Source organism: Xenorhabdus bovienii SS-2004, from assembly GCF_000027225.1.
GTDB classification, from domain to species: Bacteria; Pseudomonadota; Gammaproteobacteria; order Enterobacterales; family Enterobacteriaceae; genus Xenorhabdus; species Xenorhabdus bovienii_C.
The window spans coordinates 2115318-2136217 of the sequence record NC_013892.1 but is presented as its reverse complement, the minus strand read 5'-3'; the positions used below and the strand labels follow the sequence as shown (position 1 = coordinate 2136217).

Sequence of the window (20900 nt, the reverse complement as noted above, 5' to 3'; positions counted from 1 at the left end):
AACTGGCTTTGAATGGTACTTAAAAAATGAATGATAATGAATTAATATCTTTACCATTAGCAGAACGCAAAAGACTACTTGAGTTAGCTAAAGCAGCAAAGCTAACTCGTCAGCAGACACAAAAAACAGAAATTCATGCACAACCCCGTGATGGGAACGTGCCATTGTCCTGGGCGCAACAGCGTCTCTGGTTTTTAACTCAATTAGATCCCGCAGCACAAACGGCATACCACATGTCGGCAGGGTTGAACCTGCAAGGCCACCTGAATCAGAACGCGCTTCAAGCCGCGTTGGATCAGATTGTGGCACGTCATGAAATTCTGCGTACCACCATCGTGGACGTCGAAGGGCAGCCCCAACAAATCATTGGCAGTACTGATCGTGGTTTTGCGTTATCTGTACAAGATTTCAGCCAGTTACCCAGCACAGAACAGCAGACGGCGGTAGAAGAATGCGCCCAGCGTGAAGCCCTCCATCCCTTCGATTTTACTCAGGGGCCTTTGATTAGGGGGCGCCTGCTCCGTCTGGCAGAAGAGAGCCATGTTCTGCTGTTAACGCAGCATCACATCATCTCCGATGGCTGGTCGGTCAATATCTTAATGCAGGAACTTTCCACGCTTTATCAGGCTTTCTGTCAGGATCGGGCTGATCCATTACCCGCCTTGACACTCCAGTATGCTGACTATGCGCTCTGGCAGCGACAATGGTTACAGGATAACGTGTTGGAAAAACAGTTGGACTACTGGCGCAGTGAATTGCAGGGTGCACCGGTGATCCTGGAATTACCCACCGACAAACCGCGTCCGACACAGCAGAGTTATGCCGGAAGCCGGGTCGATATCACACTGCCGCCTGCATTGAGTACCGAGTTAAAGGCATTCAGTCAGCGTCATGGCATCACCTTATTTATGACCCTATTGGCCGGATGGGCGGTATTACTTTCCCGTATCAGCGGACAACACGATCTGGTAATAGGCTCACCCGTTGCGAATCGTCAACGGCATGAGCTGGAGCCGCTGATAGGTTTCTTTGTCAATACGTTAGCGTTACGGATCCAACTGGGTGACAACCCCAGTGTCAGCGAGCTGTTGGCACGGGTGAAAAATCATGCTCTGGGGGCTTATGCACATCAGGATCTGCCATTCGAGCAATTAGTTGAGGCGTTAAAACCGCCGCGTAGCTTGGGCCATAGTCCTATTTTTCAAGTGATGCTGGCTCTGGATAATACGCTGGGACAGCAACATTTCGAGTTGGATGGGCTACATCTCCATGAACTGCCGCGAACCCGAGACAGTGCCTATTTTGATCTGACCTTAACACTGAATGATACTGAGCAAGGTTTAGTCGGTGATCTGGAATATGCCCGCGATCTTTTTGAACATGCCAGCATTGAGCGTATGGTCGGCTACCTGCAAACCATCCTGTCAGCTATGGTGGCCGATGACAGCCTGCGGATAGACGATCTTCCTTTGCTGACCTCTCCACAACGTACTCAGTTATTGGCGAACTTTAACGATACCGCCATTCCATATCCAAAAAATGCTCTGATCCATCAGTTGTTCGAACAACAGGTGGATAACACTCCTGATAAAATTGCCCTGGTCTGGGGAGAAACTCAACTGAGTTACTCCGAGCTGAATCAGCGAGCCAATCAACTGGCGCACGGCATAATGGCATCAGGAGTCCATCCGGATGATCGCGTCGCAATTTGTGCTGAGCGCAGTCTGGATATGGTCATCGGCCTCATGGGGATTTTGAAAGCGGGTGCCAGTTACATTCCGCTGGATCCCAATCACCCGACTGAACGGCTGGCTTATATGCTGTCTGACAGTCAGCCAGTGTTAATGCTTACTCAGCAACATCTGAAAGCCCGCCTGCCTGTCACAAACATCCCCGTATGGGCACTGGATAGTGAAGAACATCAAACCTATATTGCCGATCAGCCAAAAGATAATATCGACGCATCGCAGACAGGGCTGACCCCACAGAATCTGGCTTATGTGTTATACACCTCCGGTTCGACCGGCCTGCCTAAAGGCGTCATGATCGAACACCAGAATGTAGTGCACTTAATTCATTCCCAGTTCCAGATGTCAAAACTAACACCGCAGGATCGGGTACTACAGTTTGCCTCTTTCGGGTTTGATAACTCTGTTGCTGAAATTTTCCCGACATTGGCTATCGGGGCAACGGTTGTCTTACGGCCAGATCATATTAAAGTCCCGGATACAGAATTTATTACCTTTCTGCAAAATCAGAGCATCACGGTTGTCGATTTGCCTACCGCTTTCTGGCACCTATGGGCACAAGAAATCAGCGCCGGTTATAGCTGGCCTCCTGAGCAATTACGTTCCGTCGCGGCCGGAGGCGAAAAAGCCGAGCACCGCCATCTGGTCACGTGGCTATCCAGTCCGGGCACACAAAAATGCCGCTGGATCAATACCTATGGCCCGACAGAAACCACCGTCAATGCAACCTCAATCGTTATCGATAAAGACGATCTCTGCACCTATGAAGATATCCCGATTGGCCGGCCTATCGCCAATACCCGGATCTATATTCTGGATCAACGGGGTCAACCCGTCCCGATTGGCGTAAATGGCGAAATTCATATCAGTGGCAGCGGAGTTGCACGCGGGTATCTGAACCGGCCTGAACTGACAGCAGAACGTTTTATTCAAGATCCTTTCAGTGACATTCCCGGTGCCCGCATGTACAAAACCGGCGATTTAGGGCGCTGGCTACCGGATGGCACCATCAGTTATTCGGGGCGCAATGATTTTCAGGTCAAAATTCGCGGTTTCCGCATTGAGTTAGGTGAGATAGAAGCCCGTCTAGCTGACTGCACTGGCGTCAAAGATGCCGTTGTTGTCGTCAGAGAAGATGACAGCGGCGATAAACGTCTGGTTGCTTACTTAATCCCTCAGCCTGGTGCAACCCTGAACGCGGCCAGCCTGCGTGAACAACTCAGTGTCAATCTGGCCAGTTATATGTTGCCAAGTGCCTTTGTCACACTGGATACTTTCCCGTTAAATCAGAACGGTAAGATAGACCGCCCGGCTCTGCCCGCTCCGGATCGTTCAGCCAGCGTCAGTCGCGAATATGCTGAACCCCAAGGTGAGATCGAGCAGCAACTGGCCGAAATTTGGCAAAATTTATTGGGATTGGAACGGGTCGGCCGCTATGACAATTTCTTTGAACTGGGGGGACATTCTTTATTAACTGTTCAGGTCGCATCTCGCTTGCGCCAGTCTCTGAATATTGAAATAACGCTACAGGATCTGTTTACTCAATCGGTATTAGCGGATTTAGCGCAATCATTGGTGACAGCAACCCAGTCAACACAACCGATGATCCTGCCCGCCAACCGTGAACAAACATTACCCCTATCCTGGACACAGCAACGTCTCTGGTTTTTGGCTCAATTAGATCCCGCCGCCCAGACGGCATACAACATGTCGGGCGGATTGCACCTGCAAGGCCACCTGAACCAGAACGCGCTTAAAGCCGCATTAGATCGCATCGTTGCCCGTCATGAAATTCTCCGCACCACCATCGTGCAGACCGAAGGGAAAGCCCGACAAATCATTGGTGATGCCGATGGCGGTTTTTCTTTAACCGTCCGGGATCTCAGTCAGTTATCTTCATCAGCGCAGCAGGCAACCATTGAGGAATACGCTCAATTTGAAGCCAGCCATCCTTTCAATTTTGCGCAAGGGCCGCTGATCCGCGCTCAACTGCTCAAACTCGGCGAGCAGCAACATGTTCTGCTATTAACCCAGCATCACATTATTTCCGATGGCTGGTCACTTAATGTCCTGATGAACGAACTTTCTGCGCTGTACCAAGCCTTCGGTCAGGGACAAGCTGATCCATTGCCTGCATTAGTAATTCAATATGCCGACTATGCGGTTTGGCAGCGGCAATGGCTGCAAGGCGAAAGACTGGAAAAACAGTTGAGTTACTGGCGCAATGAGTTACAAGATGCTCCCACCTTACTAGAGCTGCCTACTGATAAAGTCCGCCCGTCAGTACAGAGTTATCATGGCGATCAGGTCACTTTCACTTTATCGCCGGAATTAAATGCAGGATTAAGGGCATTGAGCCAACGCCACGGTGCGACGTTGTTCATGACATTACTGGCCGGCTGGGGAATTTTGCTGTCACGGTTAAGTGGCCAGCCCGATTTGGTGATTGGTACTCCGGTCGCCAACCGTCAGTACAGCGAGTTGGAGCCTTTAATCGGCTTCTTCGCCAATACACTGGCCTTGAGGATCAAGTTAGAAGATAACCCGACCATCAGCGCATTATTGGCAAGAGTGAAGGCTCATGCGCTGGAAGCCTACGCCCATCAGGATCTGCCATTTGAACAATTAGTCGAAGTGCTGCAACCGCCACGCAGTTTAAGTCATAGTCCGATTTTCCAAGTGATGCTGGCTTTGGATAATACATCCAGTAAACAAAGTTTCGAACTGGCGGAATTGAGTCTCAGTCCGCTGGCTCTGACCAGAAACAGCGCCCATTTTGATCTGACTCTGGCACTGAGTGACACCGAAAATAGTCTGACATGTGAGTTGGAATATGCCAGCGATCTTTTTGAGCGTTCCAGTATCGAACGGATGGCGGGTTATCTGCAAAACCTGCTGGCGGCGATGGTCGCTGATGACAATCTGCGGGTGGCAGATCTGCCACTACTGATGTCGTACGAACGAACTCAATTACTGACCGACTTTAACGATACTGCCGTCACTTATCCGCAGGACAAGCTGCTGGCGCAGTTATTCGAGCAACAGGTGGAGCACACCCATAATGCCATTGCCCTGATCTGGGAAGGCGCTCAACTCAGTTATGCCGAACTGAACCAGCGCGCCAACCAACTGGCTCACGCCCTGATTGCCTTTGGTGTTCAGCCGGATGACCGCGTGGCGATTTGTATTGAGCGCAATCTCGATATGGTGATTGGAATGCTCGGCATACTTAAAGCCGGGGCCGGTTATGTTCCGCTTGACCCTGAATACCCTGCCGAACGTCTGGCCTATATCCTGTCAGACAGCGCGCCCAAATTACTGCTCACCCAGCAGCATTTGCAGGCACGATTGCCGGTAGAAGATCTGACCGTCTGGCAATTGGATGAGGCCAGCCATTTAAATACCGTGGCACTGCAACCGACCGATAACCCTGATCCACGCCAGTTGGGGCTGCATCCCCATCATCTGGCCTATATCATCTATACCTCCGGCTCTACCGGCCTGCCCAAAGGCGTGATGATTGAGCACCATAACGTGGTGAATTTCACCTATGCCCAGTGCCAGACCAGTGAGCTCAAATCCACTGACCGTGTCCTGCAATTTGCCTCGGTTTCATTTGATACCGCCGTGTCTGAAATTTTCCCGACGCTGGCCGTTGGCGCAACCCTGATCCTGCGTCCGGCACATATTCGCATACCGGATGCCACTTTCAGCCAGTTCTTGCAGGAACAGGCGATCAGCGTCGCCGATCTGCCCACCGCTTTCTGGCACCAGTGGGTACAGGAGATGAAAGCCGGCCGCAGTGGTTTCAGTTCCCACCTGCGTTCGGTCACGGTCGGCGGTGAAAAAGCCGAACACCGCCATTTCGTCACCTGGCAATCGATGCCGGAAACCCGGCACTGCCGCTGGATCGACACCTACGGACCCACTGAAACCACGGTCAGTGCCACTGCGCTGGCACTGGATGACCCTGCTTCCTATGGCATGGACACCCTGTCGATTGGTCATCCTCTGATCAATACCTACATTTATATTCTTGATACGCGGGGACAACCCGTTCCCATTGGTGTCACCGGAGAAATCTATATTGGTGGCGCAGGGGTTGCCCGGGGCTACCTGAACCGGCCTGAACTCACCGCAGAACGTTTTGTGTCCGACCCATTCCGTGAACAACCCCACGCACGGATGTACCGGACGGGCGATCTGGGCTGCTGGCGGCCGGATGGCACGATTGTCTACCTCGGCCGCAATGATTTTCAGGTCAAAATCCGTGGCTTCCGCATTGAACTGGGCGAAATTGAGGCTCAGTTGGCCGCCTGTGCAGGGGTCAGTGATGCCGTAGTAGTGGCGCATGAAGAAGGCAGCGGCGATAAACGTCTGGTGGCATACCTCGTGCCACAGTCCGATGTCACGCTGGATACAGCCGATTTACGTGAACAATTGAGCACTCACCTGGCAGAATATATGCTGCCGAGCGCATTCGTGATACTGGACACCTTCCCGCTGAACCCGAATGGCAAACTGGATCGCAAGGCCTTGCCGGCACCCGATCACGCCGCCTCCGTCAGCCGTGAATATCAGGCGCCTCAGGGTGAAACCGAACAACAACTCGCCACGGTCTGGCAGACTCTGCTGGGGCTGGAACAGGTCGGGCGTCATGACAACTTCTTTGAACTCGGCGGCCATTCGCTGCTGGTGGTCAGCCTGATTGAACAACTGCGTCAACGCAACCTGATGCTGGATGTCAGTAGCGTCTTCTCTTCGCCGACACTGGCGGCGATGGCGGCGCGTCTGATAGTGAAAACGTCTGATGGATCTGCTGGCACCCACGTACAAAACGTACCGCCGAATCTCATCACCGACGGTTGTCAGGCCATTACACCGGAGATGCTGCCACTGGTGGCACTGACACAGGATAACATCGACCAGATCATCGCCAAAATCCCAGATGGCGTCGCCAATATTCAGGATATCTATCCGTTGGGGCCATTGCAGGAAGGCATTCTGTTCCACCATTTACTGGAAACAACCGGTGACACCTATCTCGACAACCAGTTGATGACCTTTGACAGCCGCCCGCGTCTGGATACGTTTTTGCTGGCGCTACAACAGGTTATCAACCGTCACGATATTCTGCGCAGTGCGGTTCACTGGAACGGTCTGCCGGAGCCGGTACAAGTGGTTTATCGTCAAGCCCCTCTTTCCATTGCCGAGTTAACGCTGTCCCCGGAACTCGACGCCGAACAGCAGTTGCGCGATGCTACCGATTCCCGCTCGGTACGGATGGATCTGACTCAAGCCCCGTTATTGTCTATCAAACTCGCCAAAGATCCGCACAGTGAAACCTGGTTTCTGGCTTTACTGCACCACCATCTGGTATGTGATCACCTGTCGCTGGAGATGATATTCAACGAAGTGCAGGCAATACTATTGGGGCAGGATGACTCGTTGTCGCCATCGTTGCCTTACCGCAACTTTATCGCCCAGACCCGCACCGTGCCGCTTGAAAAACATCAGGACTACTTCCGCCAGCTCTTGGGGGATGTCGATGAACCCACCCTACCCTTTGGCTTACTCGATATACAGGGCAACCCTGATGAACACAGTGAAATAACAGAAGCCAATTTCATTTTAGATAACGAACTGGCTCGCAGAATACGTGACTGTGCCCGTCAGCAGGGCGTCAGTGCCGCAGTATTGTTCCACGTCGCCTGGGCGCAGGTAGTGGCGCAATGCAGCGGACGGGATGATGTCGTCTTCGGTACGGTGTTACTGGGACGGTTACAGGGAGGCTCAGGTGCCGATCAGGTTCTTGGCATGTTTATCAATACCCTGCCTGTGCGCGTTTTATTGCAGGAGCGCACGGTTCGACAAACCGTTCAGGACACTTACCGGCAGTTAAGTACATTGTTGGAACACGAACAGACCCCGCTGGCTATCGCCCAGCGTTGCAGCCGTGTTCAAGCGCCTCAACCTCTCTTTAACAGCCTGCTTAATTTCCGCCATAGCCAACGTGACGATAAACAGTCCGCATCACCGGCTTGGGAAGGTATTCAGATCCTCAGCGGTGAAGAACGCAGTAATTATCCTCTGTCGCTGGATGTGGACGACTTCGATGATGGCTTTGCCCTGACCGCCCAGTGCAACCGACACGTTAATCCGCTACGCATTAACACTTATATGGATACCGTGCTGAGAGAGCTGGTGGCCGCACTGCAAAACGTCTCTGAACAGAGCATTCAATCTCTCGCCATCCTGCCGCCAGATGAACGCACCCGGTTACTGGTGGACTTTAACAATACGGCAGCCTCCTATCCGCAAAATGTTCTGCTCCACCAGCCATTCGAACAGCAGGCGGAACGCACACCGGATGCCATTGCCTTAATCTGGGAAGATGTTCAACTCAGCTATGCTGAATTGAATCAGCGCGCCAACCAACTGGCACATCACCTGATTGCGTCTGGCGTGCAGCCCGATGATCGGGTGGCTATCTGCATCGAACGCAATCTTGACATGGTGATTAGTATGCTGGGCATATTAAAAGCCGGTGCGGGTTACGTTCCGCTCGATCCGGCCTACCCTGCCGAGCGGCTGGCTTATATCCTGTCAGACAGTGCGCCGAAATTACTGCTCACCCAGCAGCATTTACAGGTGCGATTAGCCGTAGAGGATCTCCCCGTCTGGCGACTGGACGATGCCGACCATTTAAGTACCGTGGCACAGCAACCGACTGATAACCCTGACTCACGCCAACTGGGTCTGTACCCGCAGCATCTGGCCTATATCATCTATACCTCCGGCTCTACGGGGCTGCCCAAAGGCGTGATGATTGAACACCGCAACGTGGTGAATTTCACCTATGCCCAGTGTCAGGTCAGTGAACTCAAATCCACTGACCGAGTCCTGCAATTTGCCTCGGTTTCGTTTGATACTGCCGTGTCTGAGATTTTCCCCACATTAGCCGTCGGTGCGACCTTGATCCTGCGCCCCGCGCATATTCAAGTACCCGATGCCAGTTTCAGCCATTTCTTGCAGGAGCAGGCGATCACTATCGTCGATCTGCCTACCGCCTTCTGGCATCAGTGGGTACAGGAGATGAAAGCCGGCCGCAGTGGTTTCAGTTCCCTCCTCCGTTCGGTCACGGTCGGCGGTGAAAAAGCCGAACACCGTCATTACCTCACCTGGCAATCGATGCCGGAAACCCGGCACTGTCGTTGGATCGACTCCTACGGGCCAACCGAAACCACTGTTATCACCACAGCACTGGCACTGGACAACCACACCGGAGACAAGCCTACCGCCGGTTCTTCCTGTATGACGGAAACTTTGTCAATTGGCCGCCCGATAGCCAATACCCGGATCTATATTCTCGACGCACGGGGGCAGCCTGTACCCATCGGGGTCACCGGAGAAATCTACATCGGCGGCGCGGGGGTTGCCCGGGGTTACCTGAACCGGCCTGAACTCACCACTGAACGTTTTGTATCCGACCCCTTCAGTGAGCAACCCCATGCACGGATGTACCGGACAGGCGATCTGGGCTGCTGGCAACCGGATGGCACGATTGTCTATCTCGGCCGCAATGATTTTCAGGTCAAGCTCCGTGGCTTCCGCATTGAACTGGGTGAAATCGAATCCCAACTGGCTGCCTGTCCGGGTGTCAAGGATGCCGTGGTGGTGGCGCGTGAAGAGGATGCCGGTGATAAGCGTCTGGTGGCTTATGTGATCCCGCAACCTGATGCGTCTTTGGACGCAGTCAGCCTGCGTGAACAACTGAGCAATCATCTGACAGAATATATGCTGCCGAGTGCGTTTGTGATACTGGATACCTTCCCGCTGACACCAAGTGGAAAACTGGATCGTAAAGCGCTGCCGGCACCCGATCGTTCCGCCAGCGCCAGCCATGAATATGAAGCCCCTCAAGGCGAAATTGAACTTCAACTGGCCGCTATCTGGCAGACCCTGCTGGGACTGGAGCAGGTTGGGCGCCATGATAACTTCTTTGAGTTAGGCGGAAATTCATTATCCATCATGCGGTTATCCACTCACCTGCGTGAAGAATTCCACCTTGAAATTCCTATTGCAGACATTTTTCATCACTCAACACTGTATAAACTTGCTGAACTTATTCTATCAAGACAAATTGAAACTTTTTTCGCCCAAGATATCGAGTCGGTACAAAAAGAGTTGGAGAACCTGTCTGAAGAAGAGTTGCTTGCCATGTTAAATGGAGATCAACAATGAACATAAATGAACAAACTTTGGATAAATTACGGCAGGCAGTGCTCCAGAAAAAAATTAAAGAACGCATCCAGAACAGCCTGAGTACTGAAAAATATCAGATCCAGCCCAGAACTGACTCACAACAGGCGTTACCGCTATCCTGGGCGCAGCAGCGCCTATGGTTCCTTGCTCAATTGGATCCCGCCGCACAGACGGCGTATCACATACCGGCCGGCCTTCATCTGCAAGGCCAACTGAACCAAAACGCATTGCAGGCCACGCTGGATAGTCTGGTGGCACGCCATGAAATTTTGCGAACCACCATTGCGATGGTCGAGGGAAAAGCCCAGCAAATCATTGGCGATGCAGACTGCGGCTTTACTCTAACCGTTCAGGATATCAGTCAGTTGCCTGAAACAGAACAACAGGCCACTGTCGAAGAATATACACAGTCTGAAGCGAGCCATCCCTTTGATTTTGAACATGGTCCGTTGATACGGGGACGATTACTCAAGCTCTCGCAGGACAGCCATATCCTGCTGTTAACTCAGCATCACATTATCTCCGATGGCTGGTCGATCAATGTGTTGATGCAGGAACTCTCGACCCTGTACCACACATTTGATCAGGGTCTGCCCAATCCATTACCACCATTGACGCTCCAGTATGCCGACTATGCGCTCTGGCAACGGCAGTGGCTACAGGGCGAAGTACTGGAAAAACAATTGGATTACTGGTGCAGTGCACTACAGGACGCCCCTGCACTTCTAACACTTCCCACAGACAGGCCCCGACCAGCGCAGCAGAGTTATGCCGGCGGAAGCGTTGAAATCACGTTCCCTGCGACGCTGAAAGCACAATTAAAAACACTCGGTCAACGTCATGGGACAACCTTATTTATGACCCTGTTGGCGGGCTGGGCCGTGTTACTCTCCCGCATCAGTGGACAGAAGGATCTGGTGATAGGCACACCCGTCGCAAATCGCCAGCATCGTGAACTGGAGCCTTTGCTCGGTTTCTTTGTCAATACGTTAGCGCTGCGGGTACAGTTGCATGATAACCCTACTGTCAGTGAGCTATTGGCACAGGTGAAAGCGCATACCCTGAGTGCTTATGTGCATCAGGATCTGCCATTCGAACAGTTAGTTGAAGCGTTAAAACCTCCGCGCAGCCTGAGCCATAGCCCGATCTTTCAGGTCATGCTGTCTCAGGAAAATACACCGGGGCAACAAAACGTTGAATTACCGGGACTAACGATCAGTGAGCTGGAATTACCTGAAAACAGCTCACACTTCGACCTGTCGTTATCCCTGAATGAGACCGAAAACGGATTGGTGGGCGGACTGGAATATGCCCGCGATCTTTTTGACCCTGCCAGCATTGAGCGCATGGTTGGCTACCTGACCACCCTGCTCACCGCCATGACAGCGGATGACACACTGCGGGTGGAATCGCTGCCACTTTTGATGCCACAAGAGCGTACCCGGCTATTGGTGGATTTCAACGAGACTACCGTGGCCTATCCGAACGATATCCTGCTCCATCAGATGGTTGAGCAACAGGTCGAGCGTACACCGGATGCCATTGCCTTAATCTGGGAAGACGCTCAACTCAGCTACGCCGAACTGAACCAGCGTGCCAACCAACTGGCTCACGCCCTGATTGACTTTGGCGTTCAGCCCGATGACCGCGTGGCGATTTGTGCCGAGCGTAGCCCCGACATGATCATTGGGATGTTGGGCATATTAAAAGCCGGTGCGGGTTATATTCCGCTGGATACCGAATACCCTGCCGAGCGGCTGGCCTATATTCTGTCAGACAGCGCGCCAAAATTACTGCTCACTCAACAGCATTTGCAGGCACGATTAGCGGTAGACGGCCTGCCCGTCTGGCGACTGGACGATGCCAGCCATTTAAATGCAGTGGTACAGCTTCCCACACACAACCCTGAACAGTACCAACCGGAGTTACAGCCACAGCATCTGGCCTATATCATCTATACCTCCGGCTCCACGGGGCTGCCCAAAGGCGTGATGATTGAGCACCGCAACGTGGTGAATTTTGTCCATTCCCAATGCCAGATCAATGAACTCAAATCCACTGACCGCGTTCTACAGTTTGCCTCGGTTTCCTTTGATACAGCCGTCTCTGAAGTGTTCCCGACGTTGTCAATCGGCGCGGCCTTAATCCTGCGTCCGGCGCATATTCGCATACCCGATGCCGCCTTTGGTCATTTCTTACAGGAACAACGGATCAGCATCGCAGAACTGCCCACCGCCTTCTGGCACCAGTGGGTACAGGAGATGAAAGCCGGCCGCAGTAGTTTCAGCTCCCATCTGCGTTCAGTCACGGTCGGCGGTGAAAAAGCCGAACACCGGCATTTCGTCAGCTGGCAATCAATGCCGGAAACCCGGAATTGCCGCTGGCTCGACACCTACGGGCCAACGGAAACTACCGTCATTGCCACTGCGCTGACACTGAACAACCATGCCGCCCGTTCTTTCTGTGCGGCGGAAACCTTGTCGATTGGCCGCCCGATTGCCAATACCCGGATCTATATTCTTGATACACAGGGACAACCCGTACCGATTGGAGTCACCGGAGAAATCTATATTGGCGGCGCAGGTGTCGCCCGGGGTTATCTGAACCGGCCTGAACTCACTGCCGAACGTTTTGTATCTGATCCTTTCAGTGAACAACCCAATGCGCGTATGTACCGGACGGGCGATCTGGGCTGCTGGCGACCGGATGGCACAATTGTCTACCTCGGCCGCAATGACTTTCAGGTTAAGATCCGCGGATTCCGTATTGAGCTGGGCGAAATCGAAGCGCAATTGGCCGACTGTTCCGGTGTCAGTGATGCCGTGGTGGTGGCACGTGAAGAAGGTGCTGGTGATAAACGTCTGGTGGCGTACATCGTGCCGAAGTCTGATGTCACGTTAGATGCCGCCAGCCTGCGCGAACAACTGAGCACCCGCCTGATGGAACACATGCTTCCCAGTGCATTTGTCATGCTGGAAGCCTTCCCGCTGAACCCGAATGGCAAAGTGGATCGCAAGGCGTTGCCGGCACCGGATCGCACCGCCATCATCAGCCGTGAATATCAGGCACCTCAAGGGGAAACCGAGCAGCAACTGGCCGCGGTCTGGCAAAACCTGTTAGAGCTGGAGCAAATTGGACGTCAAGACAATTTCTTTGAACTGGGCGGGCACTCACTGCTGGTTGTCAGCCTGATCGAACAACTGCGCCAACGCGGTCTTACCGTAAGTGTCAGCGCGGTTTTCTCAGCACCGACGTTGGCCGCTATGGCCGCACATTTAACCGATGACGCCGCATCTGATACCCATACGCAGGCCATTCCCCCGAACCTGATCCCGGACGATTGTCAGTCCATCACGCCGGAGATGTTGCCACTGGTCACGCTGACACAAGACAATATTGACCAGCTTGTTACCCGGGTCAGCGGCGGTGCGGCCAACATTCAGGATATTTACCCACTAGGGCCCTTGCAGGAAGGCATTCTGTTCCACCATATGCTGGAAACAACGGGTGACACCTATCTCGACAGCCAGCTAATGACCTTTGACAGCCGTCAGCGGCTGGATGCGTTTCTGCTGGCACTGCAACAGGTGATCGACCGTCACGATATCCTGCGTAGCGCTGTCCACTGGCATGGGCAGCCGGAGCCGGTACAGGTAGTTTACCGGCAGGCTCCTCTTTCTGTGATAGCGTTAGCCCTGTCACCGGAGGAAGACGCAGAACAGCAATTACGCCGCCATACTGACTCTCGCTTTATACGGATGGATGTCACCCAAGCGCCGTTAATGTCAGCCAATATTGCCAAAGATCCGCATAGTGAAACCTGGCTGCTGTCCTTGCTGCACCATCATCTGGTCTGTGATCACCTGTCACTGGAACTGATATTTAATGAAATCCAGACATTGCTGCTGGGACAAGGTGAACATTTACAGCCCGCGTTGCCCTACCGCAATTTTATCGCTCAGACCCGAAGCGTTCCCGTTGAAAAACATCAGGCTTATTTTCAACAGTTGCTGAGTGATGTTGATGAGCCGACCCTGCCCTTTGGTTTACTGGATGTTCAGGCAAGTAATAATGAGATCGCAGAAGCTGTATTAACACTGGATGATGAACTGGCGCAGAGGATACGAGACTGCGCCCGTCAGCAGGGAGTTAGCGCCGCCGTTCTGTTCCATATCGCTTGGGCACAAGTGCTGGCTCAATGCAGTAATCGGGAGGATGTGGTCTTCGGGACGGTCTTGTTGGGACGGCTACAGGGGGGTGAGGATACTACCCGGGTGCTGGGTATGTTTATCAATACCCTGCCCGTTCGTATCACCTTACAGGATCGCAGTGTCCAACAAACCGTGCAGGAAGCTTATCAGCAACTCAGCCAGCTACTGGCACATGAGCAGGCGCCACTGGCAGTTGCCCAGCGTTGCAGTGGTATTCCGGTTTCCCTGCCTCTGTTTAACAGCCTGCTCAATTTCCGTCACAGCTCAGATGATGACGAGCAGGATCTATCACTCGCCTGGGAAGGCATCCAGACCCTCAGTGGTGAAGAGCGTAGTAATTATCCTCTGTCGCTGGATGTGGACGCCTTCGATGATGGTTTTGCGCTGACCGCACAATGCAGCCAGCAAATTGATCCTGCCCGCATTAACGCTTATATGGATATTGCCCTGAAAGGGCTGGTGGCGGCGCTGCAAAATCAGCCTGAACAAAGTATCCAGTCCTTGAATATCCTGCCATCAGCAGAACGTTCTCAGTTACTGGTGGACTTTAACAATACCACCGTGGCTTATCCGCAGGACAAGCTGCTGGCGCAGTTATTCGAGCAACAGGTGGAACATACCCCTGATGCCATTGCCCTGATCTGGGAGGGCGCTCAACTCAGTTATGCCGAACTGAACCAGCGCGCCAACCAACTGGCTCACGCCCTGATTGCCTTTGGTGTTCAGCCGGATGACCGCGTGGCGATTTGTATTGAGCGCAATCTCGATATGGTGATTGGAATGCTCGGCATACTTAAAGCCGGGGCGGGTTATGTTCCGCTTGACCCTGAATACCCTGCCGAACGTCTGGCCTATATCCTGTCCGACAGCGCCCCCAAATTACTGCTCACCCAGCAGCATTTACAGGCACGATTGCCGGTAGAAGATCTGACCGTCTGGCAATTGGATGAGGCCAGCCATTTAAATACCGTGGCACCGCAACCGACCGATAACCCTGATCCACGCCAGTTGGGGCTGCATCCCCATCATCTGGCCTATATCATCTATACCTCCGGCTCTACCGGCCTGCCCAAAGGCGTGATGATTGAGCACCATAACGTGGTGAATTTCACCTATGCCCAGTGCCAGACCAGTGAGCTCAAATCCACTGACCGCGTCCTGCAATTTGCCTCGGTTTCATTTGATACCGCCGTGTCTGAAATTTTCCCGACACTGGCCGTTGGCGCAACCCTGATCCTGCGTCCGGCACATATTCGCATACCGGATGCCACTTTCAGCCAGTTCTTGCAGGAACAGGCGATCAGCGTCGCCGATCTGCCCACCGCTTTCTGGCACCAGTGGGTACAGGAGATGAAAGCCGGCCGCAGTGGTTTCAGTTCCCACCTGCGTTCGGTCACGGTCGGCGGTGAAAAAGCCGAACACCGCCATTTCGTCACCTGGCAATCGATGCCGGAAACCCGGCACTGCCGCTGGATCGACACCTACGGACCCACTGAAACCACAGTCAGTGCCACTGCGCTGGCACTGGATGACCCTGCTTCCTATGGCATGGACACCCTGTCGATTGGTCATCCTCTGATCAATACCTACATTTATATTCTTGATACGCGGGGGCAACCCGTTCCCATTGGTGTCACCGGAGAAATCTATATTGGTGGCGCAGGGGTTGCCCGGGGCTACCTGAACCGGCCTGAACTCACCGCAGAACGTTTTGTGTCCGACCCATTCCGTGAACAACCCCACGCACGGATGTACCGGACGGGCGATCTGGGCTGCTGGCGGCCGGATGGCACGATTGTCTACCTCGGCCGCAATGATTTTCAGGTCAAAATCCGCGGCTTCCGCATTGAACTGGGCGAAATTGAGGCTCAGTTGGCCGCCTGTGCAGGGGTCAGTGATGCCGTAGTCATGGCGCATGAAGAAGGCAGCGGCGATAAACGTCTGGTGGCATACCTCGTGCCACAGTCCGATGTCACGCTGGATACAGCCGATTTACGTGAACAATTGAGCACTCATCTGGCAGAATATATGCTGCCGAGCGCATTCGTGATACTGGACACCTTCCCGCTGAACCCGAATGGCAAACTGGATCGCAAGGCCTTGCCGGCACCCGATCACGCCGCCTCCGTCAGCCGTGAATATCAGGCGCCTCAGGGTGAAACCGAACAACAACTCGCCACGGTCTGGCAGACTCTGCTGGGGCTGGAACAGGTCGGGCGTCATGACAACTTCTTTGAACTCGGCGGCCATTCGCTGCTGGTGGTCAGCCTGATTGAACAACTGCGTCAACGCAACCTGATGCTGGATGTCAGTAGCGTCTTCTCTTCGCCGACACTGGCGGCGATGGCGGTGCGTCTGACCGCATCAGATTCTGATGGATCTACCGGTGTAAGCGTACCACCGAACCTCATCACCGACGATTGTCAGGCCATTACACCGGAGATGCTGCCTCTGGTGGCACTGACGCAAACCAACATTAACCAAATCGTTACCCAAGTCCCCGACGGGATCAGTAATATTCAGGATATCTACCCACTGGGGCCATTGCAGGAAGGCATTCTGTTCCACCACTTACTGGAAACGGAAGGCGATACTTATCTGGACAACCTGTTGATGACCTTTGACAGCCGCCCGCGTCTGGATGCGTTTTTACTCGCGCTGCAACAGGTGTTCCACCGCCACGATATCCTGCGCAGTGCGATTCTCTGGGATGACCTGCCGCAGCCGGTGCAGGTGGTTTATCGGCAGGCACCGATCCCCGTCACAGAGCTAACCCTGTCGCCGGAGGAAGATGCCGAACAGCAACTACGCCGCTATGTTGATCCCCGCTCGGTACGGATGGATATTACCCAAGCGCCGTTAATGTCTGCCAGCTTTGCCAAAGATCCGCACAGTGAAACCTGGTTTCTGGCATTACTGCACCACCATCTGGTGTGTGATCACCAGTCGCTGGAGATGATATTCAACGAAGTGCAGGCAATCATGATAGGCCAGAGCGACGATTTGCCACCGTCGCTGCCCTACCGTAACTTTATCGCCCAGACCCGCGCTGTACCGCTTGAAAAACATCAGGACTATTTCCGCCAGCTTTTGGGTGATGTGGATGAACCCACCCTGCCCTTCGGCTTACAGGAAGTCTATGGTGAAGATAGCCATATCCTAGAAGCAGAATTCGATCTGGATACTTCGTTTGCGCAGACACTACGGGAATGCGCCCGTCAGCAGGGCGTCAGTGCAGCGGTACTGTTCCACGTCGCCTGGGCGCAGGTACTGGCACAATGCAGCGGACGGGATGATGTCGTCTTCGGTACAGTGTTATTGGGGCGGTTACAAGGGGTTGCCGGTGCCGATCAGACACTGGGAATGTTTATGAATACATTACCCATACGGATCAAGCTGAGTACCTTCAATGTACAGCAGGTCGTCCAGCAGACTTATCGCTTATTGAGTGAATTACTGGAACATGAGCAGGCACCGCTGGCGATGGCTCAAAATTGCAGTGGTGTGACCCCGCCTCTGCCATTGTTCAGTAGCCTGTTGAATTATCGTCACAACCAGGATGATACCCAGCAGACAACCCTCACGGCCTGGGAAGGCATCGGGCTGTTAAATGTCGATGAGCGCACCAACTATCCCCTGAGTTTATCTGTCGATGACACCGCACAAGGCTTTACACTGGTCGCACAATGTGTTCCGGAACTTGATCCCATGCGGATTAATCATTTCATGAACACCGTATTGCAGGGTTTAGTTGAAAGCCTGAAAAATTCGCCTGAACAGACTTGCCTGCAACTCAACATACTGCCGCAGGAAGAACGCACACAGCTTCTGCGAACGTTCAACAACACCCGTGAGGCTTACCCACAGGATCAACTAATCCACCAGCTCATAGAACAACAAGTCGAGCGCTCCCCGACAGCAACTGCACTGATTTATGATGACAATCAATTGAGTTACGACGAGCTGAACCGTCGAGCCAACCAACTGGCACACTCTCTGATTGCGTTTGGGGTACGTCCGGATGATCGGGTGGCCATTTGTGTAGAGCGTGGTCTGGAGATGGTCATCGGCTTATTAGCAATCATGAAAGCGGGGGCGGGTTATATTCCTCTCGATCCGGAATACCCCGCTGAACGCCTGTCTTATATGCTGTCAGACAGCCAGCCCTCCGTATTACTGACTCAGCATAGCCTGCAAACCCGTTTATCTGAGACCAATACGCCAATATTGATACTGGATAGTGATGAATATCAGGCAAATATCATTCATCAACCTGAGTGCAACCTGCCAGCCGCCGATTTAGGTATCACGTCACACAATCTGGCCTATGTGCTGTATACCTCCGGTTCGACGGGACGCCCCAAAGGGGTCATGGTTGAGCATATTGGGGTGGTAAACCTGCTGTTATCAATGAAAGACCGGCTGCAAATCTCTGTCGATGACACCCTGCTCACCGCGACCACAATTGGCTTTGACGTTGCCGCACTTGAGCTGTATCTACCCTTATGCAACGGCAGTACCTGCGTCATAGCACCATCATTGACCGCCAGAGATCCAGAGCAATTAGCGGAATTGATCGCCGCACGCAACATCAAAGTCATGCAGGCGACTCCTACGACCTGGCGTATGCTACTTGATTCCGGCTGGACAGGTGCCGCGATCAAAGCGACAAGCGGAGGAGAAGCATTACCTCACGAACTGGCACAGCGTTTAAAAGAAAAAGTCAGCGGATTGTGGAACCTGTATGGGCCGACAGAAACCACTATCTGTTCAACAGCATCCGGCAATCTACAGACGGAGCCAGAGAGCCGCTATACCACGCCTCAGATCACAATTGGCCACCCGGTTGCCAATACACAGATCTACATTCTTGATAAACACGGTCATCCTGTCCCGGTGGGTGTCGCCGGTGAAATTTATATCGGCGGCATTGGTGTCACTCGCGGCTATTTTAATCGTCCGGATCTCACGGCAGAGCGTTTTGTCGATGATCCATTCAGTGACGAAGCGAATACATCGGCTGATAGACGCATGTATAAAACGGGAGATTTGGGACGGTGGCTTCCCGACGGCAACATTGACTATCTCGGGCGCAATGATTTTCAGGTCAAGATCCGCGGATTCCGTATTGAGTTAGGGGAAATTGAAGCCAGATTACTCGCCTGTGCCGATATCAGAGAAGCCGTTGTTATGGTTCGTGAAGATACCGCTAATGATAAGCGTCTGGTCGCCTATCTGGTATTACAACCGGAAACGTCCCTGAATCTAGAGAAACTCCGTGAAACGTTACAGGCCAGTTTAGCCAGCTATATGGTTCCGAATGCTTTCGTGACACTAGATTCATTCCCGCAGACACCAAACGGTAAACTGGATCGCCAAGCGTTGCCATTACCGGACGACTCAGCGGTTATTGCTCAAATCGGTTATGAACCGCCTGTCGGAGAAACAGAAAATATCATTGCTGACGTCTGGCAAGACAGCCTCGGCCTCGAACGTGTCGGCAGGCATGATCATTTCTTCGAATTGGGTGGTCACTCCTTATTGACATTGCAGGTTGTCGTACGCTTACGTCAGGCGCTCGGCCTTGATATCGCCATACGCGACCTGCTTATTCACCCGACAATCAGCGAATTAGCCGCTTATCTTCAAGCGAAAAATTCATTGAGTGCCCCTCTGGCTCAACAGAAAAATATCGTCACAATCCGTAAAGGAAACGGAAATTCCTCATTGTTCCTCATACATCCGGCGGGAGGTGACGTTCAGTATGCTTATGATCTTGCCCCTTATATTGATGATAAGGCTCAGTCAATTTATGGGATTATCGCCAGTGATACCTTCGGGGAAGAAAATGCCCAGTTAACCATCAGCAAAATCGCCGAAGAGTACGTTACCTGTCTCCGTCAGATGCAGATACAGGGGCCTTATGATCTGGCCGGATGGTCAATTGGAGGAACCATTGCGTATGAAATGGCATGCCAACTGACAGCCGCGGGTGAAGCCGTCAATTTTGTCGGTCTGTTTGATTCAGGTGCCAGCTATCAGGACGCATTTTCTCTGGAAGAAAAACAGGCCGGTCTGCCATTTAATGAAACAGCCACATTGCTTGAGGTACTGCCAGAAAATATGCCGGCCTCTCTGCATGATCAGATACAGAGATTAGCGAACAACCATGACTGCTCTGCAATATTAATGCTTGCTCAACAGAACGATTTATTACCTGCTTCTGAGAATATCAGGCAACAATTACACCTTTATCACAACATTTCTGTCGCTGCTTATCACTATATTCCCTCTACAGCGGCGGTTAACGTCACCCTGTTCAGAGCAACGGAAGAAAATGATCAGAGTAGTCATGCCCTTGGCTGGGAAGCCGTTATACCGAAGGAACGGCTGACTGTCATTCCGATCAACGGTTCTCATGAATCCATCATGGAGCAGCCCCATATCCAAGATGTCGGAAAAGTATTACTTTCAGCCATGACGACCCCAAGAGGACATTAATCGATTTAAAGAGCGTTCGCAAAAGCGGACGCTCTTTTTATTTGCTTCTCTGATGACTGATTTAACTACTGAGACAAAAATATGAAATCTCAAACGTTTAAAATAAAATAACCTATAATCCAATTTATTCTATGATAAAAATATATTTATATATTATCTATTAAATATAAATATA

At 52.6% G+C, this 20900-nt stretch carries 2 protein-coding genes; both read left to right on the top strand.

What is annotated here, in order from left to right; all coding sequences use genetic code 11:
- Positions 1 to 26: 26 nt before the first annotated feature.
- A complete protein-coding gene (locus tag XBJ1_RS09125) occupies positions 27 to 9992 on the top strand; it encodes a non-ribosomal peptide synthetase (RefSeq protein WP_012988599.1) in 9966 nt (3321 codons plus the stop codon).
- Positions 9989 to 20725: a non-ribosomal peptide synthetase gene (locus XBJ1_RS09120; RefSeq protein WP_012988598.1), complete on the top strand. Its 10737-nt coding sequence runs from the start codon at positions 9989 to 9991 to the stop codon at positions 20723 to 20725. The genes XBJ1_RS09125 and XBJ1_RS09120 overlap by 4 nt, the downstream gene beginning before the upstream one ends.
- The last annotated feature ends 175 nt before the right edge of the window (positions 20726 to 20900 follow it).